24 protein-coding genes are annotated in these 23,489 nt (G+C 57.5%); 17 read left to right on the top strand and 7 right to left on the bottom strand.

What is annotated here, in order from left to right:
- The first annotated feature begins 173 nt into the window (after positions 1–173).
- Genes ACMV_RS19045 through ACMV_RS19070 form a run of 7 tightly spaced genes read left to right on the top strand, consistent with a single transcriptional unit; the run spans position 174 to position 5,487 of the window.
- Positions 174–1,055, top strand: a complete 882-nt coding sequence (locus ACMV_RS19045) for an ABC transporter permease (RefSeq protein WP_013641283.1) — start codon at positions 174–176, stop codon at positions 1,053–1,055.
- Between the two features lie 4 nt (positions 1,056–1,059).
- Positions 1,060–1,887, top strand: coding sequence for an ABC transporter ATP-binding protein (locus ACMV_RS20475; protein ID WP_013641284.1), 828 nt, complete (start codon positions 1,060–1,062; stop codon positions 1,885–1,887).
- A complete protein-coding gene (gene rfbB / locus ACMV_RS19050) occupies positions 1,884–2,942 on the top strand; it encodes a dTDP-glucose 4,6-dehydratase (protein ID WP_013641285.1) in 1,059 nt (352 codons plus the stop codon). Before ACMV_RS20475 ends, rfbB begins: the two co-directional genes overlap by 4 nt.
- Complete coding sequence (rfbA, locus tag ACMV_RS19055) at positions 2,939–3,820, top strand: glucose-1-phosphate thymidylyltransferase RfbA (protein ID WP_013641286.1); 882 nt, start codon at positions 2,939–2,941, stop codon at positions 3,818–3,820. Before rfbB ends, rfbA begins: the two co-directional genes overlap by 4 nt.
- On the top strand, positions 3,817–4,371 hold the full coding sequence (gene rfbC / locus ACMV_RS19060; protein ID WP_013641287.1) for a dTDP-4-dehydrorhamnose 3,5-epimerase: 555 nt from the start codon (positions 3,817–3,819) through the stop codon (positions 4,369–4,371). The genes rfbA and rfbC overlap by 4 nt, the downstream gene beginning before the upstream one ends.
- A gap of 1 nt (position 4,372) precedes the next feature.
- Positions 4,373–5,278, top strand: coding sequence for a dTDP-4-dehydrorhamnose reductase (gene rfbD / locus ACMV_RS19065; RefSeq protein WP_013641288.1), 906 nt, complete (start codon positions 4,373–4,375; stop codon positions 5,276–5,278).
- Positions 5,275–5,487, top strand: coding sequence for a glycosyltransferase (locus tag ACMV_RS19070; protein ID WP_013641289.1), 213 nt, complete (start codon positions 5,275–5,277; stop codon positions 5,485–5,487). The genes rfbD and ACMV_RS19070 overlap by 4 nt, the downstream gene beginning before the upstream one ends.
- A gap of 254 nt (positions 5,488–5,741) precedes the next feature.
- Here the strand turns inward: ACMV_RS19070 and ACMV_RS19075 are convergent, their stop codons facing one another.
- A complete protein-coding gene (locus ACMV_RS19075; RefSeq protein ID WP_007421341.1) occupies positions 5,742–6,758 on the bottom strand; it encodes an IS1595-like element ISAcr1 family transposase in 1,017 nt (338 codons plus the stop codon).
- A gap of 129 nt (positions 6,759–6,887) precedes the next feature.
- On the opposite strand from ACMV_RS19075, the gene ACMV_RS21725 reads away from it, so the two are divergent.
- The gene (locus ACMV_RS21725; RefSeq protein ID WP_231844566.1) at positions 6,888–9,518 is read left to right on the top strand and encodes a glycosyltransferase; all 2,631 of its coding nucleotides are present in this window, start codon (positions 6,888–6,890) and stop codon (positions 9,516–9,518) included.
- On the opposite strand, the gene ACMV_RS19085 is transcribed toward ACMV_RS21725, so the two are convergent.
- The gene (locus ACMV_RS19085) at positions 9,495–10,862 is read right to left on the bottom strand and encodes an IS5 family transposase (RefSeq protein WP_013635006.1); all 1,368 of its coding nucleotides are present in this window, start codon (positions 10,860–10,862) and stop codon (positions 9,495–9,497) included. The two genes, ACMV_RS21725 and ACMV_RS19085, sit on opposite strands and share 24 nt — an antisense overlap.
- Before the next feature lie 313 nt (positions 10,863–11,175).
- Here ACMV_RS19085 and ACMV_RS20485 point away from each other — a divergent pair, with 313 nt between their 5' ends.
- The 4 genes from ACMV_RS20485 to ACMV_RS19100 all read left to right on the top strand — a co-directional run bounded on the left by ACMV_RS20485 (position 11,176) and on the right by ACMV_RS19100 (position 14,792).
- Positions 11,176–12,252: a glycosyltransferase family 4 protein gene (locus ACMV_RS20485; protein WP_172637357.1), complete on the top strand. Its 1,077-nt coding sequence runs from the start codon at positions 11,176–11,178 to the stop codon at positions 12,250–12,252.
- Between the two features lie 114 nt (positions 12,253–12,366).
- Positions 12,367–12,945 (top strand): recombinase family protein, encoded by a 579-nt coding sequence (locus ACMV_RS19095; protein WP_013641292.1) that lies wholly within the window; start codon positions 12,367–12,369, stop codon positions 12,943–12,945.
- Positions 12,946–13,266: 321 nt separating this feature from the next.
- Positions 13,267–13,563: a hypothetical protein gene (locus ACMV_RS20490; RefSeq protein WP_148361038.1), complete on the top strand. Its 297-nt coding sequence runs from the start codon at positions 13,267–13,269 to the stop codon at positions 13,561–13,563.
- A 212-nt stretch (positions 13,564–13,775) separates the two neighbouring features.
- Positions 13,776–14,792, top strand: coding sequence for an IS1595-like element ISAcr1 family transposase (locus ACMV_RS19100; protein ID WP_007421341.1), 1,017 nt, complete (start codon positions 13,776–13,778; stop codon positions 14,790–14,792).
- Between the two features lie 738 nt (positions 14,793–15,530).
- On the opposite strand, the gene ACMV_RS19105 is transcribed toward ACMV_RS19100, so the two are convergent.
- The gene (locus ACMV_RS19105; protein WP_013641294.1) at positions 15,531–16,076 is read right to left on the bottom strand and encodes a cytochrome b; all 546 of its coding nucleotides are present in this window, start codon (positions 16,074–16,076) and stop codon (positions 15,531–15,533) included.
- Entirely contained in the window at positions 16,069–16,662 is a 594-nt protein-coding gene (locus ACMV_RS19110; RefSeq protein ID WP_148361005.1) for a YceI family protein, read from the bottom strand. Before ACMV_RS19110 ends, ACMV_RS19105 begins: the two co-directional genes overlap by 8 nt.
- Before the next feature lie 390 nt (positions 16,663–17,052).
- Between ACMV_RS19110 and ACMV_RS20495 the strand changes: the two genes are divergently transcribed.
- Positions 17,053–17,442 (top strand): hypothetical protein, encoded by a 390-nt coding sequence (locus tag ACMV_RS20495; protein WP_148361006.1) that lies wholly within the window; start codon positions 17,053–17,055, stop codon positions 17,440–17,442.
- A 4-nt stretch (positions 17,443–17,446) separates the two neighbouring features.
- Here the strand turns inward: ACMV_RS20495 and ACMV_RS19115 are convergent, their stop codons facing one another.
- A complete protein-coding gene (locus ACMV_RS19115; RefSeq protein WP_013641297.1) occupies positions 17,447–17,893 on the bottom strand; it encodes a recombinase family protein in 447 nt (148 codons plus the stop codon).
- A gap of 161 nt (positions 17,894–18,054) precedes the next feature.
- Between ACMV_RS19115 and ACMV_RS19120 the strand changes: the two genes are divergently transcribed.
- Both ACMV_RS19120 and ACMV_RS22075 read left to right on the top strand, forming a co-directional pair.
- A complete protein-coding gene (locus ACMV_RS19120; protein ID WP_013641298.1) occupies positions 18,055–18,678 on the top strand; it encodes an ISAs1 family transposase in 624 nt (207 codons plus the stop codon).
- Between the two features lie 17 nt (positions 18,679–18,695).
- On the top strand, positions 18,696–19,193 hold the full coding sequence (locus tag ACMV_RS22075; protein WP_407921942.1) for an ISAs1 family transposase: 498 nt from the start codon (positions 18,696–18,698) through the stop codon (positions 19,191–19,193).
- A gap of 404 nt (positions 19,194–19,597) precedes the next feature.
- On the opposite strand, the gene ACMV_RS19125 is transcribed toward ACMV_RS22075, so the two are convergent.
- Complete coding sequence (locus ACMV_RS19125; protein WP_007421341.1) at positions 19,598–20,614, bottom strand: IS1595-like element ISAcr1 family transposase; 1,017 nt, start codon at positions 20,612–20,614, stop codon at positions 19,598–19,600.
- A gap of 62 nt (positions 20,615–20,676) precedes the next feature.
- Between ACMV_RS19125 and ACMV_RS20505 the strand changes: the two genes are divergently transcribed.
- On the top strand, positions 20,677–21,366 hold the full coding sequence (locus tag ACMV_RS20505) for a PEP-CTERM sorting domain-containing protein (protein WP_231844567.1): 690 nt from the start codon (positions 20,677–20,679) through the stop codon (positions 21,364–21,366).
- A 592-nt stretch (positions 21,367–21,958) separates the two neighbouring features.
- Here ACMV_RS20505 and ACMV_RS20515 read toward each other — a convergent pair.
- A complete protein-coding gene (locus ACMV_RS20515; protein WP_013641302.1) occupies positions 21,959–22,642 on the bottom strand; it encodes a ParA family protein in 684 nt (227 codons plus the stop codon).
- A 450-nt stretch (positions 22,643–23,092) separates the two neighbouring features.
- On the opposite strand from ACMV_RS20515, the gene ACMV_RS19135 reads away from it, so the two are divergent.
- Entirely contained in the window at positions 23,093–23,305 is a 213-nt protein-coding gene (locus ACMV_RS19135) for a ribbon-helix-helix protein, CopG family (RefSeq protein WP_013641303.1), read from the top strand.
- Positions 23,306–23,489: the final 184 nt, after the last annotated feature.

Below are 23,489 nucleotides of genomic sequence, written 5' to 3' on the forward strand. Positions count from 1 at the left end.
GTCATCATGTCCGCTGAGGTGGTTATTCTTGACGTTAAGTCGCGATTGCGTGTGCAGACGGGGTGTAACCAGTGGTAGAAATGCCACGATTTCACCTTATTTGGCAGGTGTTTTAAGGAGGGGCGCACGCGGGCTATGACTGCCGAAGATCTTGTTTAGAGCAAAGGTGGGACATGACAGAACTATCTGAACCGGGCTCGACGATTCGAGAGTTCCGGCAGCCGGTGCATTTCTCGCTGTCGGCAGACCGTGGCTGGGGGCAGCGGTTTCAGCTAATTGCAACAGATATGAAAGATGGCGTCCGACTCTGGCGGTTGATTTGGACGCTCGGCCTGTCGGATATCAAGCTCCGTTATCGTGGATCGGCTCTAGGGCCGTTCTGGCTGACGATTTCCATGGGCGTTCAGATTGGGGCGATGGCGTTTCTCTATGCCGATCTGTTTCATACTGATATTCACACCTATCTGCCGTATCTGTCGATCTCGATTGTCCTCTGGGGTTATCTCAATTCCCTCATTTCGGATGGGTGTGTCTGCTTTTCGAGCGCGGATACTCTTATTAAGGGCACTCGCATGCCTTTTACCGTTCATGCGGCGCGCAGTGTCGTTCGTAATACAATCGTGCTCGGGCATAACCTCGTCGTAGTTGTGGTCGTTTTCGCGATTATGGGTGTTGATCAGAGTCTATATTCCCTGCTGGCGATACCGGCCTTCTTGCTCTGGCTCATTGATGCGTTCGCGATCTCTCTACTTTTTGGAGCGTTTTGTGCCCGGTTCAGAGACGTGCCGCAGATCATCATGGCGTTGATGCAGATTGCGTTCTTCGTGACACCAATCATGTGGTACGCCAAGATTCTTGAAACTCATCCGAGAGCCGTTCTTTTGGTCAAGCTCAATCCGTTTTTCTATATTTTGGAAATTCTACGCGCGCCGTTACTTGGTTCACCAATGAGCGTCGACATGGTGCTGAAAGCACTAATCATCTCCGCTGGGATCATTATCATCAGTATCATTGGCTTTGCCCGGACGCGTGGGCGCATTGCGTACTGGGTTTGACAGCATGGCACATCTTACTGCCTTCAATATTTCAGTCGATTTCCCACTTTATCATAGTGATAGTCGGTCGCTGAAAAAGACGATCATGGGCAGGGCGGCGAGCCGCTTCGGACAGGATCAAAAGCATCGTCCGGTTGTTCAGGCCCTGCGGAATATCTCGTTTTCGCTCCGCTCGGGTGATCGGCTTGGATTGATTGGTTCGAACGGTTCGGGAAAGACAACGCTTCTGCGGGCGCTCTCGGGGATCTACCAGCCGACGGTAGGTTCACTTTCGATGGAAGGTCGGCTGACCTCCTTGCTCGATCCCGGACAGGGGATGAACACGGATCTCACTGGCCGGGAAAATATCCAGCTCCGGGGCCAATTCCTTGGCTTACCTCGTGCTGAGATTGATCGGCTTGAGGCCGACGTCGAGGATTTCTCCGAACTTGCACAGTTCCTCGATTTGCCAGTGAGGAGCTATTCGTCGGGCATGGTTGTGCGACTTGCTTTTGCAATGGCTACAGCTTTTCCACCTGAGCTACTTTTAATGGATGAATGGATTCTGGCCGGTGATGCTGCCTTTATGGAAAAAGCCAAGAATAGAATAGAAGGTATGGTACGGCACGCAGATATTCTTATACTAGCAAGTCATTCTCCTGTTATTTTAGCAGAATGGTGTAATCGTCTGGTTTTGTTAGATAATGGCCAGATAAAAGCGGATGGAGAACCCATGGATATTCTTGAAGAATATCTCCCATCTACCGCAATTGAAGAAGTAAGGCTTACGGTTTCTCAAAAGCGAATGAGAAAGCAAAGGGTTGTTGAGGAAGAATCGAAGGATCTCCCGTGACGAAATTTCTGATCACCGGGGGCTGCGGCTTCATTGGTTCTGCCGTTGTCCGGCGGCTGCTGGCGAGCGCGGCGCATGAGGTCGTCACTGTCGACAAGATGACCTATGCCGCCTCGGAGGACGCGCTGGGCGCTGCGCTGGGGCATCCGCGCCATCGTCTGATCCGCGCCGACATCGCCGATGCCGCGGCGATGCGCGCCGTCTTCGAGGCCCACCGGCCCGACATCGTCATGCATCTCGCCGCCGAATCCCATGTCGACCGCTCGATCGACGGGCCGCGCGATTTCATCGACACCAACATCACCGGCACCTTCGTCCTGCTCGAGGCCGCCCGCGCCTGGTTCGCCACCCTGGACGAGCCCGCCCGCCGCCGCTTCCGCTTCCACCACATCTCCACCGACGAGGTGTTCGGCGCGCTCGAACCCGGCGATCCCCCCTTCACCGAAACCACCCCCTACGACCCGCGCAGCCCCTATGCCGCCAGCAAGGCCGCGTCGGACCATCTCGTCCGCGCCTGGCAGCACACCTACGGCCTGCCCACCATCGTCTCCAACACCACCAACAATTACGGCCCCTGGCAGTTCCCCGAGAAGCTCATCCCGCTGGTGCTGATCAACGCGCTCGAGGGGCGGCCCCTGCCCGTCTATGGCGACGGCTCCAACCTGCGCGACTGGCTGTTCGTCGAGGATCACGCCGAGGCGCTCGTCACCATCGCCCTCACCGGCACGCCGGGCGAGACCTACGCCATCGGCGCCCGCCAGCCCCGCTCCAATCTCGACGTCGTCCGCGCCATCTGCCGCCTGCTCGATGACCGCCGTCCCGATCCCGCCGGCCCGCGCGAGCGGCTGATCACCTTCGTCGCCGACCGCCCCGGCCACGATTTCCGCTACGAGATCGACCCCGCCCGCAGCGAGGCCGCCCTCGGCTGGCGCGCCGCCCACGATTTCGAGGCCGGCCTCGCCCGCACCGTCGACTGGTATCTCGCCAACGAGACCTGGTGGCGCGCCATCCGCGCCCGCCGCTATGCCGGCCAGCGGCTCGGTACCGCCGCATGATCCGCAAGGGAATCATCCTCGCCGGCGGCTCCGGCACCCGCCTGCACCCCTCCACCCTCGCCGCCTCGAAGCAGCTCCTCCCCGTCTACGACAAGCCGATGGTCTACTATCCGCTGTCGACCCTGCTGCTCGCCGGCATCCGCGACCTGCTGCTGATCTCCACCCCGCAGGACCTGCCCCAGTTCCGCCGCCTGCTCGGCGACGGCGGCCAATACGGCATCCATATCGACTATGCCGCCCAGCCCTCGCCCGACGGTCTCGCCCAGGCCTTCCTGATCGGCGAGGACTGGCTCGCCGGCGAGGCCTGCGCCCTCGCCCTCGGCGACAACCTCATCCACGCCGATCATCTCTCGCTCGCGCTGCGCCAGGCCGCCGGCCGGGAGGCCGGCGCCACCGTCTTCGCCTACCAGGTGCGCGATCCCGAGCGCTACGGCGTCGTCACCTTCGACGATGCCGGCCGCCCCATCGACATCGTCGAGAAACCCACCGCCCCCGCCTCCAGCTGGGCGGTCACCGGCCTCTATTTCTACGATCGCCGGGTCAGCGAATTCGCCCACCGCATCCGCCCCTCCGCACGCGGCGAGCTCGAGATCACCGATCTCAACCGCCTCTATCTCGACGACGGCTCCCTCACCGTCGAGCGCCTCGGCCGCGGCACCGCCTGGCTCGACGCCGGAACCCCCGACTCCCTGCTCCAGGCCGCCACCTTCGTGCAGACCATCCAGGCTCGCCAGGGACAGCTCGTCGGCTGCCCCGAGGAAGTCGCCTTCCGCATGGGCTTCATCGACGCCGAAACCCTCCGCCGCCACGCCACACGCCTCGGCAAGACCGATCTCGGCCGCCTCCTGCACGAACTCGCCGACGGTGACACTCCATGATCGAAACACTCGTACTGCCCGACGTGAAACTCATAACCCCGCCGCGCTTCGCCGATTCGCGCGGCTGGTTCAGCGAAACCTGGAACCAGGCGAAGCTCGCCGCCCTCGGCTTCACCGAAACCTTCGTGCAGGACAACCACTCCTGCTCCACCCGGCCCGGCACCATCCGCGGCCTGCACTGCCAGATCGCCCCCTTCGCCCAGGGCAAGCTCGTCCGCTGCATCCGCGGCGCGATCTGGGACGTCGCCGTCGATATCCGCCACGGCTCGCCCGGCTTCGGCCGCTTCGCCGCCGCCGAACTCTCCGCCGCCAACGGCGCCCAGCTCTGGATTCCGCCCGGCTTCCTGCACGGCTTCTGCACGCTCGAACCCGATACCGAGGTCGTCTACAAGGTCACCGCCCCTTACGACAAAGCCTCCGAGCGCGGCGTCATCTGGAACGATCCCGATCTCGCCCTGCCCTGGCCCGTTCCCGGCGATGGCGCCCTGCTCTCGGACAAGGACAATCTCCTGCCCCGCCTCGCCGAGGCCGAACCCTGGTTCACGCTCTGACATGCCGGCGCGCCCGATCCTGATCACCGGGGCGAGCGGCCAGCTCGGCCACGCCCTCGCCGCCCGCGCGCCCGCCGCCGGCCTTCCCGCCCGCGCCGTCGGCCGTCCCGGCTTCGACTTCGACGCCCCGGAGACGATCGCCGCCACCCTCGCCGCCACCGATCCCGCCCTCGTCGTCAACGCCGCCGCCTGGACCGCCGTCGACGCCGCCGAGGCCAACGCCGACGCCGCATACCGCGCCAATCGCGACGGCCCCGCAACCCTCGCCACCCTTTGCCGCGCCCGCGGAAACCCCCTCATCCACGTCTCGACCGACTATGTGTTCGACGGCACCAAGGGCGCGCCCTACACCGAAGCCGACCCGATCGCCCCGCTCGGCGTCTATGGCGAAAGCAAGGCCGCCGGCGAGGAAGCCGTGCTCGCCTCGGGCGCGGATGCCATCATCCTGCGCACCGCCTGGGTGTTCTCCGCCACCGGCAAGAATTTCGCCCGCACCATGATCGCCGCCGCGCACCGCCTGCCGACGCTGCGCGTGGTTGCCGACCAGCGCGGCGCCCCCACCGCCGCCGAGGACCTCGCCGAGGCCATCCTCGCCATCGCCGCTCGCATCCTCGCCGAAGGCTGGCAGCCCGGCTTCGCCGGCATCTTCCACGCCACCAGCGCCGGCGACACCTCATGGCACGGCTTCGCCACCGAAATCCTCGCCCTCGCCGCTCGCCACGGCACGCCCCTCCCCGACATCGTCCCCATCGCCACCGCGGACTGGCCCACCCCAGCCCGCCGCCCCGCCGACTCCCGCCTCGATACCACGAAACTCAAGGACAGCTTCGGCCTCGCGCTGCCCCACTGGCGGGACGCCACCGCCCGCATCGTCCCTGCAATCCTGGCGCAGGACGAAACATCGTGACCACCATCCTCCTCTCCACCTTCAACGGAACTCGCTTCCTCCCCGAACAGCTTGCAAGCTTCGCAGCGCAGACCGATCAGGACTGGCGCCTCCTCTGGCGCAATGACGGCTCGTCCGACTCCACCCACGAAATCACTTCCAGGCTCGTCGCTGGCATCTTTCACGCTACCCACACAGGTGACATCACATGGGACGGCTACGCTACCTAAATTCCCGCCAGAGCTGGGAGGCATGGCATATTCAATCCCGAAACTATTCCGAACGCGATTGGCGCCTTCCCAAGGCCAATATGCATACTGGAAAAATAAAGTTAAATTTCCATGAAGGATAGAATAATGGATAATTATTATGAAAAATATAATGTGTTAAATATGATAAAAGATGAAAGTAATGATTTTATTTTTAAATCAGCTCCGCTCAGCGGGGTATTAAGTGCTTGGTATGGTCCTTGCCTATCCGGTTGTTACCCACACCCACTAAATGTAGGGTGTGTCCATTCCCCGGAATAAAGCTCGTCAAAGGTTGGTGCGGCTGCCCTACCCGCGATTCCGAGCAGCGAGCGGAACGCGTTGAAGGGATAGAGGCGCCGGTTGAACCGAAACGTGAATTCATTGAGGTAGGCTTGTAGATGTTTGGCGCTGACCCCGTGATGGATGCCGTTGATCCAGGTCTTCAGGTTGGTAAAGACCAAGTGGACGATCGGCAGGAATTCTTCTGCCACCTCCGGGTCGCCGCATTCGGCGATTGCATGGTGGTCGAACCCGCGCCTTCCGAGACCGGCATAGCCGCTCCAGTCGTCGGTAACGATCAGCGATCCGGGAGCAACGGCGTTTTCGACGAATCCGCAGAGCGAATTGGCGCTACGGTCGGGGACAACAGCGAGACGAACGCGTCCCGCGTAGCGACCGTCTTTCCGATTGTCGAGCTTGGTTCCCGGTTTCCGGTGGCGCACCTCCACGGCACAGGCGACGAGAACCTTGTGATGGACACCCCGTCCATCGCCTCGGGTTCGTCCTCCAACCCACGTTTCATCCACTTCGACGTGTTCTTGCGGCGTGTCGCCAATCTTGTCGCGCTCGGGGCGCACCATCCCGGCGCGCAGCTTATGAAGGATGCCGAAGGCGGTCTCGTAGCGCGACAGGCCGAGTTGCCGCTGAAATTGGACGGCCGACATTCCGGGCGTCTGGCTGGCGATCAAGTAAGCCGCCCAGAACCAAGTCGACAGCGGCGTGTGACTGCGTTCCATAACGGTCCCAGCCATCAGGCTTACGTCTTTGCGACAGGCCCGGCAGCGCAGAACGCCCGGGCGCGCCTCGAAACGGAACGGCTCGCCAACGACGCCGCACCTTGGGCAGGCGAACCCTCCATTCCAGCGGGCGCTTTCGAGATAGGCGGCACAGGCCGCGTCGTTCGGGAAAATACGCTGGAATTCCGGCAGAGACTGCGGGAACGGCAGGTCTTCACGGGCCAGGACATCCATGCCCAACACTAGATCTAGTAGGTATGGGAGTCAACCGGATAGGCAAGGTATGGTCATGTTCCATTTGCTTATTGGATTGTATCAGCACTAAGGCCTCGTCGCTTTGTGGAGTTGGGAACACACAATGGTGTGTCCTATGCTGCATTCTGCGACGCAGTATTACGTGCAGATCTTGATACGCAATGCTTTGCAATAGACACATGGCAGGGGGACGCTCATGCTGGTTATTATGGAGAAGACGTCTATAACGATCTTCGGACCTTTCATGACCCCCGATATGCGGCTTTCTCAGAACTGATAAGGTCGACATTTGATCAGGCGTTAGATTATTTTCAAGATGGTTCTATTGATCTTCTTCACATAGATGGTTGTCACTCTTATGAGGCTGTTTGTCATGATTTTAATAATTGGCGCGCAAAACTTTCTACGAGAGCAGTTGTATTATTTCATGACACTAATGTGCGTGAGCGGAATTTTGGTGTTTGGAAATTATGGTCAGAATTAAAGATGAAATATCCAAATTTCGAATTTATGCATGAACATGGACTTGGTGTTCTTGCCTTCGGCAGTGAAGTACCTGAGGTAGTGCTTAAACTCTGCAATCTATCTAGCCCCAGCGATATCGCCGTAATCCGCAATCGGTTCGCGTTCAGTGGACGGTCATGTATCCTTGAGGCAATGCATGTACAGGCTCAACGGGATATCTCCGCGGCTGAATTGCGCGTGACTAGGACGGAATCAGAGCGCCGACATCTCGAAGAGCGGTTTGCTGCGGCTGAATTGCGCGTGACTAGGACGGAAGCAGAGCGTCGACATCTCGAAGAGCGGCTTGCTGCGGCTGAATTGCGCGTGACTAGGACGGAATCAGAGCGTCGGCATCTCGAAGAGCGGCTTGCTGCGTTTGAATCACACATGACTAGGATGGAAACAGAGCGCAGAGATCTCGCAGAAAAGCTAGGTAGTGTTCTTTCCTCCGAGTCTTGGAGGATGACGGCACCACTCCGGTTCTTAGTGCGGCTCATTCGCCGGCTTACTGGACGTAACCTTCGGCGAGGGAGGATCATACTCCGCGCGCTTAAGCCGGCGAATATCGAGCATCGCCGAGAAGTGATTCAGGTGCTGCGTCGCCGTGTCGTCTTAGCCAGCCGTTTTGTCCCGGGGCTAAACAATGCTGTCATTCACGCTTCGCGTATAACGCTCCCGAGCATTTCTGATGACTCTAATCTAAAATCTTTGAAGTATATTCCGCCGCATCATGCTGCGGTCGTATCCTATCCAATATGGTCGCTTCGCTTTGACACGCCGTCGGCGACTGACCTATTGCACCTTGAGGAGACTGAAATCAAAATGCCAGAGATCCTCGTCATAGCGAGGTTCTCTAGCGAAACTTTTCATCTCATCCAGCAAACTGCCAATGCTCTCAAGGCCACAGTGGGAGTGCGATGGCGTTCCGTTTTCATCACTAAGAACCCCGACGATACGACCTTCGCTGTCACTTGTATGCAAGCCTTCCGGGGTGACGTGCGTTTTCTAACGCGATCGTTTCCCGAGGAACTCAATGGTAAGATTATCGTTCTTCTGGAAGCGGGAGCAATTCCTCGTAGCCATGGCCTACGCCTCTTAGTCGAAGCTATGGTGCATAATCCTGATTTGGCTCTCACCTACTCCGACGAGGACCGATTATCCTCCAAGGGCTTGCCGGAATTCCCGTGGTTCAAGCCAAAATACTCTCCCTTACTCGCGGCACAAGGAATGCTATTCGGCCGGATGTTTGCCATCAGACCATGTGGGCAGTTAGCATCTGATAGTCTTTTTGATCCAATCCAGTCAGTGCTGCAACTGGCGCTCAAAGCTACACATGGGTTGGCGAGTGAACGTATTAGACATATCGCTCACGTTCTGTTCCATGATATCCTACCATCGGCACCCTTTCAGCCGGTATCGCTTCCATCTCTCGAAATTCTTCCATTCGTAAGCATCTTCATCCCTACGCGCGATCATTGGCATCTACTTCGCCAATGTCTCGACAGTCTACGGCGCACAGACTGGCCTATCGATAGAATTGAAATTATCGTCATTGATAATGGGTCAACCGAAACGGAGACCCTTGAAGGCATGGCTATCGAAGAAGCAAGTGGTCGGATACGTATTATCCGAGATAGTCGGAAATTCAACTACGCCGCCCTTAACAATGTTGCCGCTAGGGCAGCGCGTGGTGACGTCTTTGTCCTGCTTAACAACGACACCGAAATTATCGATCCGACTTGGCTCCGTAAGCTCTGTGCCTACGCTATTCAGCCGGATGTTGGCGCAGTCGGCGCCAAACTTCTTTATGAAGATCGTACCATCCAACACGGTGGAGTAATTCTCGGTATCCAAGGCACAGCCGGACATGCGCATCTCCTCCTCAGGGAATCGGAAGGTGGCTACCAGCAGCTCGCCAATATCACACGTGAGGTCGCAGCTGTTACAGGAGCTTGTATTGCCGTCTCGCGTACGGCATTTGAAGAGGTTGGTGGCTTACGCGAAGAATTCGAGGTTGCGTTCAACGATGTTGTATTTTGCCTAGATCTTTTGGCCGCTGGTCGGCGTAATATATATGTCCATGACTGTGTGTTGATCCATCACGAGAGCAAGACCCGTGGTTTCGACACTACGCCGCAGAAGATTGCTGTCGCTCGTTCTGAAGCGATCCGCGCCTGGCTACATCACCCTAGGTTGCTAGTCGTCTGTGAATTAAGCGATGTGGTAGTTCGGTAGGCGAAGGTCTGGAGAGGGTCTTGCGGCCGAGAGCCATGTGAAGATGGCGCAAAGAAGCCTGATCAGCCATCTGCGGAGCAGCCGGAGGTTGTGGCCGGCGCCGGCAAGGATGGCGTTGATGGCATCACCGTCGAAGCCGAGCAGGAAGTTTCGCCCCAGATGGCCATCGGTCTTCATGTGGCCGATGACGGGTTCGATGGCTGTGCGTCGGCGCAACTCGCGGCGGATGGTGGGGGTGATGCCGCGTTTCTGGCGGGAGATGAAGATCCTTCTGCCCTCGGCTTCGACGCCGTGGCCGCGATAGCCGCGGTCGACATAGGCGCGGGCGACGGCAACGCCGGTGATCCGCTCGACCTGCTCGATCTGGCCGGCCAGGGTGTGGCCGTCATAGGGATTTCCCGGCTGGCTCTGCATGCCGAGAACGAACTGACCGCCGGGTGCGGCGGCGTTGGTGGTGGCGATGGAGACCTTCACGCCGAATTCGAATCGCGTCCTGGCCTTGCCCTTGCCGATGCACTCCACCTCAGGCGCGTGCAGGGAATAGAGCTTGTCGGCACCGCGGTCGGAGCGCTTCTGGCGAAGCAGGCGATTGATCAGGCCCAGCGTTTCGGCGAAAGTGGCCTTCGCTTCAGCGTTGCCTGCGATCTTGCGGGTGATGTCACGAGCCAGCCGGCCCAGCCAGGTTCGCAGCTTGCGCACGCGAGCCTCGGCCTCGCGGCGTTTGCCACCATGGTGCAGGCGCGCCGCCTCCTGCCTGGCGTAGCGCGCGACCCGGCGATACGACTGGCGTAGCGTGATACCGTGCTTGCGTGCCATCCGCGCCAGTGTCTCGATGCCGCTGTGCAGGAGCTTGCTGTCGGTCGGATGCGTCACGGCCTTTGGCTGGACCGTGGTATCGATGGTGACCCGCTTGTAGTGCTTCTCCGCCACGGCCCCACCCCGCTCGGCGGCCGCCAGCGTCTCGGCGAGCAGGGCCTCCATCCGCTCGGGCCCGATCCGTTTGCGCCAGCGCGTCATCGAGGATCGGTCAAGCGGCAGCGTGTGCTGGAAATGCGTCTCGCCGCAGAATGCCTGGACATACGGACTGTCGAGATAGCGCGCGCAGATCGCTTCGTCGGACAGCCCATCCATGTGCTTGAGAAGATGCAGCGCCACCATCAGGCGGGTCGGCAGTGCCGGACGTCCCGCCGCCTCGGCGTAGAGTGAGCCGAAGCGTTCCTCGAAAACCCGCCAGTCGATCAGCCGGGCCAGCCGCACCAGGGGATGCCGCTGGTCGATGATGTTCTCCAGCCGCGAGCGGAACAGTTCGAGATCATCCTGCGAGGCATTCAGCTTCGGCGGCATTCTTTCCTCCACGCCAAACGCATGATGTTCGACATCAAAGGGAGAGAATCACGATCGCGACCACCGCGCAACGCTCCAACGGTTTTGCAAGGTTTTTCCCCTCAGCTCGCCCAGACCCTGCAAATCCCAATATTGCCAGCCACCAAAACATCGCCCCCAGATCAGCAAAGTTCGATTTTTCACGGGTGACTTGCTACGCGACGATCCATATTATTCGCCCAATCTCTCGCTCGAGTCTCCATATAAGCTTGCTTTCGCGCCACGGCGCCGCGAGCTTTGGCGCAAGACCGTCGGTACTACGCTGAAAATTTTAATGCTTTCTTCCACCTACGCACGTGGTCATGGCGTGGCAGTGGTTATCGATTTGATGGTAACTACGCTGCGCAAGCGCGGCCATGTAGTATTCCTCGCTGGGACAAAGAGCGACCGCGATTTCTCTTATGGAGGGACCGAGGTCATCGATGTACAAGACCCCCGATCGGCTGCAACGATGGCTACAGATTTGCAGATTGATGTGATTATCGCGCATACACCACCATTTTTTGGTGTTGCACGCTGGACCGGTGCATACCCGCCAGTGATTGCTTATGATTACGGTGAGCCGCCTCCAAATTTCTTCCCCGACGAGGAGGCGCGGCGTGAGAGCCTGGCTGACAAGAACGCTAGCCTGCGGATGTGTACGAAGGTTTTCGCGATATCCCAGGCGATCGCAGATGAGTCATTGATCCCTCCAGACAAGGTAATCCCACTCGGCAATAGCCATCTTGGCGTATGGACGTCTGAACTCTTGGAGCGGCGTGAAGCAATTCGTCGTAAGCACGGATGGACTTCACACTACGTTATTCTCAACGTTTGCCGTTTTCATGTAGGCGAGCGCAAATACAAGGGGGTCGATCAGTACGCCGATATGCTTGCTGCCTTGAAGTCGGTCGATCCAGATTTCGCGGCGCGTTGTATCTTTGTTCTCTGTGGAAAAGCGCACGATGAGGATATAGCCGCGGTTCGTGCCCAAGGGATTACAGCTATCGCAAACATTTCTGATGAAGAAATGTTGGATCTCTACGTGGCAGCAGACCTCTATGTGAACTTTTCGCGTTGGGAAGGATACAATCTGGGTATTGGCCAAGCTCTTGCGATGGGACTGAAGGTAATTGCTTCAGATATACCCGCTCATCGCGCCTTTGGCGTAAGGGTTGTGGGCAATGCAATCGATGCTGCCTTTGCACTACTCGATCTAACTCGCGAATCGACGGAGCGTGTTCCCCTGCTGTGGAGTTGGGACGAACCGCTCCACCTATTCGCTGAAGAAATTGAGAGCTTAGCTTTTACCAGCACCAACCCCCAAATAGGTTGGAGCCATGACAAGTCTGAGGATCAAGGAGTTGCGTAACTTGTAAAACCTGCGACACATAGGCAACCGCCCGGTCTGCCAGGCTTTTTCTTGTCGCATATCATTGTCGCATGTTATATTAATTGTGCGACATAACATGCGACAGGAAAGTTCATGAACGAGTCTGCAACCGGCCCCTTGATCGGCTACGCCCGCGTCTCCACTCAGGGCCAGGATCTCGCCCAGCAGCGCGCGACGCTGCGGGAGGCTGGCTGCACCCGCATTTTCGAGGAAAAGGTCAGCGGGGCAAAGCGTGACCGGCCAGAATTAGCACGCCTGCTCGATCACCTGCGTGCCGGTGACGTGGTGACGGTCACGCGCCTGGACCGGCTTGCCCGCTCCACCCGCGATCTGCTGGATATTGCCGAGCGGATCAAAGAGGCTGGCGCCGGCTTGCGCTCACTGGCCGAGCCGTGGGCCGATACCACGACGCCGGCCGGCCGCATGGTGCTCACCGTGTTCGCCGGCATGGCCGATTTCGAGCGGTCCCTTATTGTCGAACGTACCAGCACTGGCAGGATAGCAGCCAAGGCGCGCGGTGTGCGCTTTGGGCCGCGGCCTGCTCTCGCGGCCGAGCAGATCGCTCATGCCCGTCAGCTCATCGAGGTGGACGGCAAACCCGTGGCCGAGGTTGCCCGCTTGCTGGGCGTCCACCGCGCCACCCTCTACCGGACCTTGGAGAAACACCAATAGCGCGGTCCGGGAGGGGCGTTCGATTTCCGAAAATCTTCAATTACGGAACGTCGCGGATTGAATGTCGCGCATGATAAAGGACGTTATCATGCTCAAGAAGCGTGGTTTAAGGGATCATCGGACGCATCTGCTCGATACCGGGTCCGTCCATGCGACCAGTGAGTTGAATTGAAAAACGAAGGTGTCTGCAGCATCTGGATTGATGCTCAGGCGGTGTTCTGGTGGTGCATCGAGCAGCGGGCATCCGAGACTGCAACCCTGTAAGATAGAGAATGCTTCGTGTGCCTTGGCGCTGTGCAACTCGCTTGGGAAATATGCTACATGCCGAGCGAGAAAGGAAAGCTGCTCGTAATGCTGGACCTGCCGATTCCAAACGACGCGACAAAGCTCTGGTTACGATCCAGCTGGTCGCGGTTTAATCGTACTGATGGCTGCGAGATCACTCTCAATTGGACCAAAGTTGGCTTTCGCTGGCGGGCGATGGTGCCGAATTTCCATTACAATAAAAGAAGTGGATGGATCATATTAAAGGATGAAAACGGCATTGTAGACTTCAAAAAATACTCACACGCAATGAGACTTGTAGAGTTATATATTTCAGAAAATGAGAAAAAATAAATTTATATTACGAAATATATAAATTAGGTGGAATTATAGAGATCAAAAGAATCGTGTGATCAGGTCAATTTTTCTTACGCAAACGACGCCTGGCTAAAGAAACCGGTTTTCTGGCTATATTTGGTCTATTTTCGATGATATTTGCGAGACCATCGATTATCAAACCTTGCCTATCCGGTTGACTCCCATACCTACTAGATCTAGTGTTGGGCATGGATGTCCTGGCCCGTGAAGACCTGCCGTTCCCGCAGTCTCTGCCGGAATTCCAGCGTATTTTCCCGAACGACGCGGCCTGTGCCGCCTATCTCGAAAGCGCCCGCTGGAATGGAGGGTTCGCCTGCCCAAGGTGCGGCGTCGTTGGCGAGCCGTTCCGTTTCGAGGCGCGCCCGGGCGTTCTGCGCTGCCGGGCCTGTCGCAAAGACGTAAGCCTGATGGCTGGGACCGTTATGGAACGCAGTCACACGCCGCTGTCGACTTGGTTCTGGGCGGCTTACTTGATCGCCAGCCAGACGCCCGGAATGTCGGCCGTCCAATTTCAGCGGCAACTCGGCCTGTCGCGCTACGAGACCGCCTTCGGCATCCTTCATAAGCTGCGCGCCGGGATGGTGCGCCCCGAGCGCGACAAGATTGGCGACACGCCGCAAGAACACGTCGAAGTGGATGAAACGTGGGTTGGAGGACGAACCCGAGGCGATGGACGGGGTGTCCATCACAAGGTTCTCGTCGCCTGTGCCGTGGAGGTGCGCCACCGGAAACCGGGAACCAAGCTCGACAATCGGAAAGACGGTCGCTACGCGGGACGCGTTCGTCTCGCTGTTGTCCCCGACCGTAGCGCCAATTCGCTCTGCGGATTCGTCGAAAACGCCGTTGCTCCCGGATCGCTGATCGTTACCGACGACTGGAGCGGCTATGCCGGTCTCGGAAGGCGCGGGTTCGACCACCATGCAATCGCCGAATGCGGCGACCCGGAGGTGGCAGAAGAATTCCTGCCGATCGTCCACTTGGTCTTTACCAACCTGAAGACCTGGATCAACGGCATCCATCACGGGGTCAGCGCCAAACATCTACAAGCCTACCTCAATGAATTCACGTTTCGGTTCAACCGGCGCCTCTATCCCTTCAACGCGTTCCGCTCGCTGCTCGGAATCGCGGGTAGGGCAGCCGCACCAACCTTTGACGAGCTTTATTCCGGGGAATGGACACACCCTACATTTAGTGGGTGTGGGTAACAACCGGATAGGCAAGTATCAAACTATCTTTTGATTGATTTATGCTTACCAGAAGCGCCGCTGCTTGCCTCAAATATTCAACAGCAGCAAGATATATACGCTTTTCATCGTGGCCGAACTCGGACATCGACTTGCCTTCTGTTTGTGAATCTGCCGGATTAATCATTTTAGATTATCCCTATTAGAAATGACAAACTTCACGCTTAGCCACGATATTGCTAAATATCTAAAATCTTTCACTTACGCAACCCATAGTAGCAAATTCGTAGTTGGGATGCATTTTGCGAAGATCTGCAGATCGTAACAAAACATTACGATCTTCCATATTCATCGTATTTATCTGGAGAGTTTCGATTCAGATAGTGGGACTTGGATGAAGTTACACAACCATTGGCTGCAGTCGCTACTCCGGCTGTTCCTGGGTTTGAGCGAGACCATCTGCGTAGTCGCGGCAGCTACGTCAGCAACGGCAGTAGCCTTGCTCCCGGTGACACGTTCGACAGAATCGAAGGCCCGTGCCCGGTAGACGGTCATCGTTTTGGCCAGAAGACCCGGCATATGATGAAACAGGACGATCCGTACCTATAAGCTCGGCCGCGCCGGCGTCTCATATGCCTCGATGATGATCGTCACGGGTTTGATCGCGCCGACGAAGCTGTCGTGATGAAGGCTGCAGGTCGACTGCCAACCCCGATTTCTCACGGGGCTAGGTGCATCGGGGCCAAGGATGTCGACGAATTAGTGGGGCGACGCGCGCCACATCTGGCGCAGGAGGAGGCGGCCTCGGCGGTGGTGGCGGATCGCTTGCAGCGCGTGGCCAACAGCGAGAGCGATCAGGATGATTGCCGACCAGCGATGGATGGGCGCCAGAAGGTCGAAAAGATGCGGGTCAGGGCCGATCACCGAGGGAATCGGGATCACGCCGAGGAACAGGGTCGGGAAGCCCGATGGCGCGGAGCAGGCGGTCAGGTAGCCGAGGATCGGGACCTCCAGTAGCAAGCCATAGAGCAGGGCCTGCCCCGCTGCGGCGGCGCGACGCTCGGCGATGGACAGCCCGTCCGCGTCGGCTGGGCGGCCGTGGCGGTTGCGCAAGCCCAGGCGCCACACAACCAGGGCGAAGACGGTCAAGCCGATCGTCTTGTGCAACTGGAAGAGGAGGAACTTCACCAGCAAATCGCGCAGTGGTACGGCGACCATGATCCACGCAATGGCGAAGCCGGTGGCGACGAGGCCGGCGGTCCACCAGTGCAGCCGGCGCTGCGCGGGACGCCAGGCTTCAGCCATCCCCGGACGCCAGGACGAGGATGCGGGCGTGGATGACGATGTCGACCCTGTTATCGATGAAAACCGGATCGGCGACGATGCCGAACGCCTTGCGGCGGACGGTGCCGGTAATCGTGAAATCATCGATCGTATCACCGGTCGTGGGGTCCGTTGCGGTTTTGACGAGGTGAGCCGCGAGGATCACGGGTCGCGTTACGTCCCGCAGCGTGAGCTGCCCATGGACCGCGTAGTGGCCCGGTGCCGTGGCCGTGACGTTTCCGCTGGTAAACCGGATCTTGCCGTAGCGCGCGACATCGAAGAAATCCGGAGACCGGATCATCGCACTTTCCTGCGCCCAAGGTGTCACGACAGATGCTGTGGGGATGGTGACGCTCACCCTCGTGCTGGTCGGGTGTGCGGGATCGATTAGCAAGGTTGCATTGAACTGCGCGAAATGGCCACGGGCACGGAAGAAGCCGAGCGTGCCGACGCTGAAGCGGATGGTGCTGTTGCTCTGGTTGAGGTGATAGAGTTCGGCGGCTCTGGCCGGTGTGAAGGCGCTGAGAGCGAGCAGCGTGACGGCGGTGAGTGAAGGCGCGCGATGCATTCGGCGTGGGCTTCCGTCAACAAATACACCTCTCAAATGAGCCGGATACGGCGCCTGTAAAGATGCGTGGCGGGACGCGCGGGCAAATCCGTCCGTCACGCGACACTCTGTCGGCAGGGGGGGGTATCGAAATAATTATAGACAATAGCAAAGGATATTGACGACAAATGACCGACTAATATAATAACAGCGGCAACAACAATTGAAATATCATAATATGAGACATTTATAAGATTATGAGAACGGCGGAAAATGCAATAATAGCATTCTGACAGTTTATGTTGAAATCTTCTTGATTTATGATAAAAAATTGGGAAATGGAATTTTAATTATGCAAAAATAATAAAATATAAAATGTCAATATTTTTAAATAATTTAGGAATTTTTTCGATGGAACAAATTGAAGAGTGGCTATTAACGACGTCTATCGTCTATGTTGTAAATGAAAACTTTTTAAGCAAAAGTCGTATTTTTGAAGTTGTAAATTATTTTTACCGAATTGGAATTCCAGAAATTATTATTATTGATGGATTTGGAGATAATCCCGAATTATTTACAAAAAACAAATATTTTAGATATTTCTCTAAAGATAGTTCAATATCTGTAGATGATATAATAAAAGATCCAGAGAAGTATTGTGATATGAATAATATTGTTATTATTGCGAATGATCGTATATATTATCATTCAGGGTATATAAACAAAGAATATTTAGAAAAAATTATATATAATATGAATAATATTTTTCAAAGTGACGATAAATATGTAGGTGTGAACTGATATCTCACCGACGTAGAGCTTCATGCCGCTGGAAAAGGGATAATTTCGGCTTGGGGCCCATACGTACGTCGAGGACCAGGATTCGCTCCCGGTCGAACTCAACCATGCCGCCAAGGACGGTCAGCATCAGCCGGCCGTGCGGGGCGGTGGCGTTGGCCCCGCCGTCCCCGAGGGATCTGAACTCGGCGCCCTTCTCGGCGATGGTCGCGAGGGTATTCAGCAGATCACAGGTTGAGCGGGCGGGACGGTTGAACCGGGTGATCAACAGGATATCGTCGGCCTCGAGCCTGTCGATCGTCTTCCGAAGCTGGATCCGGTCAGTGCTTCGCCGCGGGCCTCTCCTGGAAGACACTTCCAGCAGCCGGCGGCTTTCAGCTGGGCGATCTAAGCGGCCACGCTCTGCCGGTCGGTGGCCCTCTCGGAGCAACTGCTGCGCCCGGTCATGGCACATGTTCACTCCCCTCGATTCCCAGGGCTGTTCAATGCTGATTTCTGAGTTGGGGTGAGTCCGATGTGCAACATCGGGGAGAGAATTGATTTTTCGGGGAGCGCGGGGATTCCCGACCGGCGGGATTTGGGATTCTTGGGAAGGCAACCGATTCGGAGGTTGTCATGGCCGCGTTCAGCTCGTTGCTCGATATACTGGCAGAGGTCCCCGATCCGCGGCGCGCGGAAGGCAAGCTCTACAAGCTGCCGCATGTCCTGCTGTTCTCGATCCTGGCGATCATCAGCGGCTGCAATTCGTATCGCGGCATCGTCACCTTCATCGACGTCCATCGCCGCCGGCTGAACCGCAGCTTCGGCCTGAAATGGCGCCGGGCGCCCTCGCACACGGCGATCCGCTACATCCTCCAGGGGCTCGACCCGGGCGCGGTGGAGGCCGCGTTCCGACGCCACGCGGCACTGCTGCAGGCGGCCAGGACCAAGCCCGGCACGGCCAGCATTGCGCTCGACGGCAAGACCCTGCGCGGCAGTTTCGACAGGTTCCATGACCGCACCGCGGCTCATGTGCTCAGCGCCTTCACCACCGACACCAAGCTGGTGCTCGCTCATGTCGAGATCGGCGAGAAATCCAGCGAGATCCCCGCCGCCCAGGCGCTGCTCGCCGAACTGGGCATCGCCAAGGACACAATCGTCACCCTGGATGCCCTGCACTGCCAAAAAAAGCCTTCAACGTCGCCCAGGCGGGCAACATCAACCTCATCGTCCAGGTCAAGGACAATCAACCGACGCTGAAGCAGGCGATCCACCATATCGCCACATCGAGCGCCCCATACGACGTCTTCCGGACCCGCGACCGCGGCCGCAATCGTGACGAAACCCGCACCGTCTCCGTCTTCGATCCCGCCAGCGCGCTCGCCGGCACCGAATGGCATCCCCTTGTCGCCGCCATCATTCAGGTCGAGCGCGCAATCGCCACCCGCAATCCCGAAACCGGCCTGCTCAAGCTGACATACGACATTGCCTTCTACGTCGCCAACACATCGCTCACCGCCGCCATCGCCGCCAAGGCCATCCGCGCACATTGGGGCATCGAAAATTCCTCCCACTATGTCCGAGACGTCACCTTCGCCGAGGATCGATCCCGGATCCGAACCAACCCTGGCGTCATCGCCCGATTGCGCAGCTTCGCCTTCAACATCCTCATGAACAGCAAAGCCACCGCCAGCACCCTCAGCCAAGACCGCTACCGCGCAGCTCTCGCCGGACTCAAACACCTCCTCGCACTCATTACTATCCCAAAGCGTTGAACAGCCCTGCCTCGATTCCTGAGCTTACGTTTTGCGAGCGTGCAATGATTTGCGCCGGCGCGATAGTCTGACAGGGTAGACTATTCAACTACTACTTAAGAATGAGGTATGTATCGATGCTTTTCTGACTATTTTGATATCAGATGAACGAACGTCTAGCGACGCAACATATACAACCTAACATTTATTATGAAATAAATTACAATCCCGAGTATATAGCGAAATATTATTTTGTCGGAATCTCTTACGTCTCATAGGGCGAGATGGGATATCCGTTTGATTCTATTAATATTGCAAATACGGCACGACTTTTGCCTGATTATTGAACGCACTTCACTGGATGAAGTGTCCGTGGTCATTCATGGCATGATTTCTCAAACGTTTGGAGCTTGCCTATCCGGTTGTTACCCACACCCACTAAATGTAGGGTGTGTCCATTCCCCGGAATAAAGCTCGTCAAAGGTTGGTGCGGCTGCCCTACCCGCGATTCCGAGCAGCGAGCGGAACGCGTTGAAGGGATAGAGGCGCCGGTTGAACCGAAACGTGAATTCATTGAGGTAGGCTTGTAGATGTTTGGCGCTGACCCCGTGATGGATGCCGTTGATCCAGGTCTTCAGGTTGGTAAAGACCAAGTGGACGATCGGCAGGAATTCTTCTGCCACCTCCGGGTCGCCGCATTCGGCGATTGCATGGTGGTCGAACCCGCGCCTTCCGAGACCGGCATAGCCGCTCCAGTCGTCGGTAACGATCAGCGATCCGGGAGCAACGGCGTTTTCGACGAATCCGCAGAGCGAATTGGCGCTACGGTCGGGGACAACAGCGAGACGAACGCGTCCCGCGTAGCGACCGTCTTTCCGATTGTCGAGCTTGGTTCCCGGTTTCCGGTGGCGCACCTCCACGGCACAGGCGACGAGAACCTTGTGATGGACACCCCGTCCATCGCCTCGGGTTCGTCCTCCAACCCACGTTTCATCCACTTCGACGTGTTCTTGCGGCGTGTCGCCAATCTTGTCGCGCTCGGGGCGCACCATCCCGGCGCGCAGCTTATGAAGGATGCCGAAGGCGGTCTCGTAGCGCGACAGGCCGAGTTGCCGCTGAAATTGGACGGCCGACATTCCGGGCGTCTGGCTGGCGATCAAGTAAGCCGCCCAGAACCAAGTCGACAGCGGCGTGTGACTGCGTTCCATAACGGTCCCAGCCATCAGGCTTACGTCTTTGCGACAGGCCCGGCAGCGCAGAACGCCCGGGCGCGCCTCGAAACGGAACGGCTCGCCAACGACGCCGCACCTTGGGCAGGCGAACCCTCCATTCCAGCGGGCGCTTTCGAGATAGGCGGCACAGGCCGCGTCGTTCGGGAAAATACGCTGGAATTCCGGCAGAGACTGCGGGAACGGCAGGTCTTCACGGGCCAGGACATCCATGCCCAACACTAGATCTAGTAGGTATGGGAGTCAACCGGATAGGCAAGGTTTGGAGATTGAACATGTCTAGCGTCCGCAAATATCTGTTACACGGAGCCGTAGTGCTCCTCGGCCTCACGGGAATAGCGCGGGCGGATATTTATAATCCGACCTGGCTAGTCACAGCCTGGACCACAACGAACGGTAAGATTGGCGGCACCAACTTTATAGGCGCTGCAAGCCAGCCTGTGCCACCAGCCGCAGATGCACTGGCTTCCTTCACATACTCAGGGCAGTTGAATTTCGACAACACCAATAAACAGGGGCAGTCGAATACGTACGGCGACTTCTTTACGAATACCGGCAATATCTCAAATTTCAGCAGTCTGAGTAACCAGACCGAGTCTGCGTTCCTTAAAACCACGATGAGTGCGCCGGGAAGCTCGAATTATTCATATCTGGAGTTCTCGCTCCAAGGTCCCGCTACGAATATAGCTGCTGGCACATACATCACGATCACCCACGACGATGGCGCCAGCAGCTATGCAAACGGTAAATCGGTAACGCTCTCGCCTGGCGAAACTCAAGCCGTCAGCGATACCGGCACATTACCGGTGGGATCGATGACAAGTTTTGCTGTTGACTACGTTGAGGCGAACGGCGCGCCGGCAGTTCTCAAAGTGGACGTACCGGAACCGGGCAGTGTTCTGCTCCTCGGAACGGGATTGCTCGTTCTCGGTCTCGTCGTTCGGAGGCGGCAGAAAGCCCTCTGAGACCCGCTGGTCGATCTTAACTGATGCGGTCCCGCTCACCCGGGACCGCCTTTCAATTGAAAAAAGCTATCAGCAGGAGGTTGCTTGACCTGGCCACGTCGGACCTCCGACGGTGAATCGGCTTCAACGTGGAGCCCTGGCTGGCAGGTGGCGCTCAATGATCCAAACAGCGTTTCCCCCTCCCCTCCCCCGCTGAGCGGCGTAGGTTTCCGTGATGGGGCTACTCGAATGAATTCTTACTTGGCCAGTTCACGCTTGAGCGCGGCAATGGCCTTTTCAAACGTTTCTGCGGCCTTCCAACCGTTTTCCTGGGCGATGGCATAAAATGCATCGGCCGTTGCCGGGTCTGTCTTCACGCTGAAAACCTTGTTTCGGCCAGTACGGTATACCATGGGTCGACGCTTAGTAGACGATTGGTCGTCGGTAGCCTGTGTTGGCGCTACAGGTTCCGGCTCGCGACTCTGAAACCTGCCTTTGCTACTGACCTCGTCAATGGCGGCCGGAGCGGGACGCCTTTGCTTGCCGACCGCCGGCTTGAAGTCACTCACATCCAAGGGCGAGCGTGGGTCGTCGAATATGCTGGATCTCTGTCTCACGCGTTAACCTCCCCTCGATTTCGGCGAAGAAGACCAACGACCTCTCTTGCGAAGGCCTGGGCGTTTTCTATCGCTGCCGGAATATTGCGGACATTTGCTGGGTCAAGAGCTTCCAGTGTTCCCCCGAAAGAAAACAGAGCACGATAGGCTTCCCTTTCATGAAGACGTGTCTTGAGAACGTGAACGCCGTTCTCAGCGAACTCGGCTTCTATGGCTGAAAGTGTACGCGGCCTGATTGCGGCGGAGGTGTTTGTAAAAATGACTGCTGCGGGAATGTGTAACCTGAAAGCTTCCTCTTGCTGTTTCACCTCCCGGATCGCGGCAACAGCCTCAACGGCATCAAGTACGGATCCGCGCGTTGGAATGAGTACCAAGTCTGCGCGGCTCATTGCATAGGGCACCATCCGGGATGCCGTCCCCTCCAGATCAACCACGACAAAAGCTGCGCGCTCTGCCTCGCTGTCGATCACGCGGATGATAGTTTTTTCAGTCACATCATCGATTACACGCAAGGATTGCGGCTTGCCCGGCAAGCGGCTCCACCTGGCCACAGGCTTGTTCGGATCAGCATCTATGATCGTGATTTCTGCCCCTGCTGCGGCCAGCTCAGTGGCAAGGATGACGGCGGATGTGCTCTTTCCGGCGCCACCTTTTGGTGATGCAAAGACAATGGTTGGCATAAACGACCCCAGAAAATCTACGGAAAGTAGACGGTAAGTCTACGGTATACCTTAGGTAGACGGTAGACTTACCGTCTATGACCGTCAATGGTAGACCGAAAGGTGACATTTAGTTGACCTAAGGTAGACTTTTTGGCGCTGCAGTTGTGATCCTCATGCTGTGCTCCTTTGATTCTCGAAGGACCTTGAACTTTGCCGTCGTTTGGATTCCAGACGCTACAACTGCGATTTGATCCCAGCGAGCCTTGATCTATGCGCCACCTGATTCTCGCCCGTCCGAATCGCCGGGGAGGGGGGCGGCAAGTCTCTGGCCGACATTTCTTCACCCGAAAGAGTCGGCTGGCGGCAAAGATTTCAGCGCCTAAGACCGGAAATTTCTCACGAATCGCTGGACAAGACCGCTCATCAGAGCGAGAGTCCGAGTCTCTAGAGACTGATTCGGATTCGCCGATGAATCACGCTGACACCAAGACCGACGATCGCAACGCCCGCCACCGCCAGCGCATTCGCGCTTCCGGTGCCCGCGAGGTGTTGTTCCAGTTGCCGGAAGAGACACTTGCACTCATCGACGACATCAAGAAACGCCAGCGCCTGCCAAGCCGCAGTCAGGCGCTCCTGCAACTCATTGAACGCGGAAAGGAGGCTATCCAGAAATCCGCCTAGACATGCAAAAGCCCGCCTTGCCGGGCGGGCTTTGCGTAAACTCGTGACGGGCCTCATCGGCGACCGTTCGTGAAGGGCTGTTCCCGAACATAGTCGTTGAGAGCTTTTTTGCCAAGCGGAAATTGCCGTTTCTGCTGAGGGGAGAGCTTTGCCTGTCGCGATCCAGCCACAACGGAGGATCACG

This window comes from Acidiphilium multivorum AIU301 (assembly GCF_000202835.1).
Classification (GTDB): domain Bacteria; phylum Pseudomonadota; class Alphaproteobacteria; order Acetobacterales; family Acetobacteraceae; genus Acidiphilium; species Acidiphilium multivorum.

Coding starts and splice junctions, on each gene's coding strand:
- ACMV_RS19045 (WP_013641283.1), top strand. CDS start 174: ATGACAGAACTATCTGAACCGGGCTCGACGATTCGAGAGTTCCGGCAG.
- ACMV_RS20475 (WP_013641284.1), top strand. CDS start 1,060: ATGGCACATCTTACTGCCTTCAATATTTCAGTCGATTTCCCACTTTAT.
- rfbA (WP_013641286.1), top strand. CDS start 2,939: ATGATCCGCAAGGGAATCATCCTCGCCGGCGGCTCCGGCACCCGCCTG.
- rfbC (WP_013641287.1), top strand. CDS start 3,817: ATGATCGAAACACTCGTACTGCCCGACGTGAAACTCATAACCCCGCCG.
- rfbD (WP_013641288.1), top strand. CDS start 4,373: ATGCCGGCGCGCCCGATCCTGATCACCGGGGCGAGCGGCCAGCTCGGC.
- ACMV_RS19075 (WP_007421341.1), bottom strand. CDS start 6,758: ATGGATGTCCTGGCCCGTGAAGACCTGCCGTTCCCGCAGTCTCTGCCG.
- ACMV_RS19085 (WP_013635006.1), bottom strand. CDS start 10,862: ATGCCGCCGAAGCTGAATGCCTCGCAGGATGATCTCGAACTGTTCCGC.
- ACMV_RS20485 (WP_172637357.1), top strand. CDS start 11,176: ATGCTTTCTTCCACCTACGCACGTGGTCATGGCGTGGCAGTGGTTATC.
- ACMV_RS19095 (WP_013641292.1), top strand. CDS start 12,367: ATGAACGAGTCTGCAACCGGCCCCTTGATCGGCTACGCCCGCGTCTCC.
- ACMV_RS20490 (WP_148361038.1), top strand. CDS start 13,267: ATGCCGAGCGAGAAAGGAAAGCTGCTCGTAATGCTGGACCTGCCGATT.
- ACMV_RS19100 (WP_007421341.1), top strand. CDS start 13,776: ATGGATGTCCTGGCCCGTGAAGACCTGCCGTTCCCGCAGTCTCTGCCG.
- ACMV_RS19105 (WP_013641294.1), bottom strand. CDS start 16,076: ATGGCTGAAGCCTGGCGTCCCGCGCAGCGCCGGCTGCACTGGTGGACC.
- ACMV_RS19110 (WP_148361005.1), bottom strand. CDS start 16,662: ATGCATCGCGCGCCTTCACTCACCGCCGTCACGCTGCTCGCTCTCAGC.
- ACMV_RS20495 (WP_148361006.1), top strand. CDS start 17,053: ATGGAACAAATTGAAGAGTGGCTATTAACGACGTCTATCGTCTATGTT.
- ACMV_RS19115 (WP_013641297.1), bottom strand. CDS start 17,893: ATGTGCCATGACCGGGCGCAGCAGTTGCTCCGAGAGGGCCACCGACCG.
- ACMV_RS19120 (WP_013641298.1), top strand. CDS start 18,055: ATGGCCGCGTTCAGCTCGTTGCTCGATATACTGGCAGAGGTCCCCGAT.
- ACMV_RS19125 (WP_007421341.1), bottom strand. CDS start 20,614: ATGGATGTCCTGGCCCGTGAAGACCTGCCGTTCCCGCAGTCTCTGCCG.
- ACMV_RS20505 (WP_231844567.1), top strand. CDS start 20,677: ATGTCTAGCGTCCGCAAATATCTGTTACACGGAGCCGTAGTGCTCCTC.
- ACMV_RS20515 (WP_013641302.1), bottom strand. CDS start 22,642: ATGCCAACCATTGTCTTTGCATCACCAAAAGGTGGCGCCGGAAAGAGC.
- ACMV_RS19135 (WP_013641303.1), top strand. CDS start 23,093: ATGAATCACGCTGACACCAAGACCGACGATCGCAACGCCCGCCACCGC.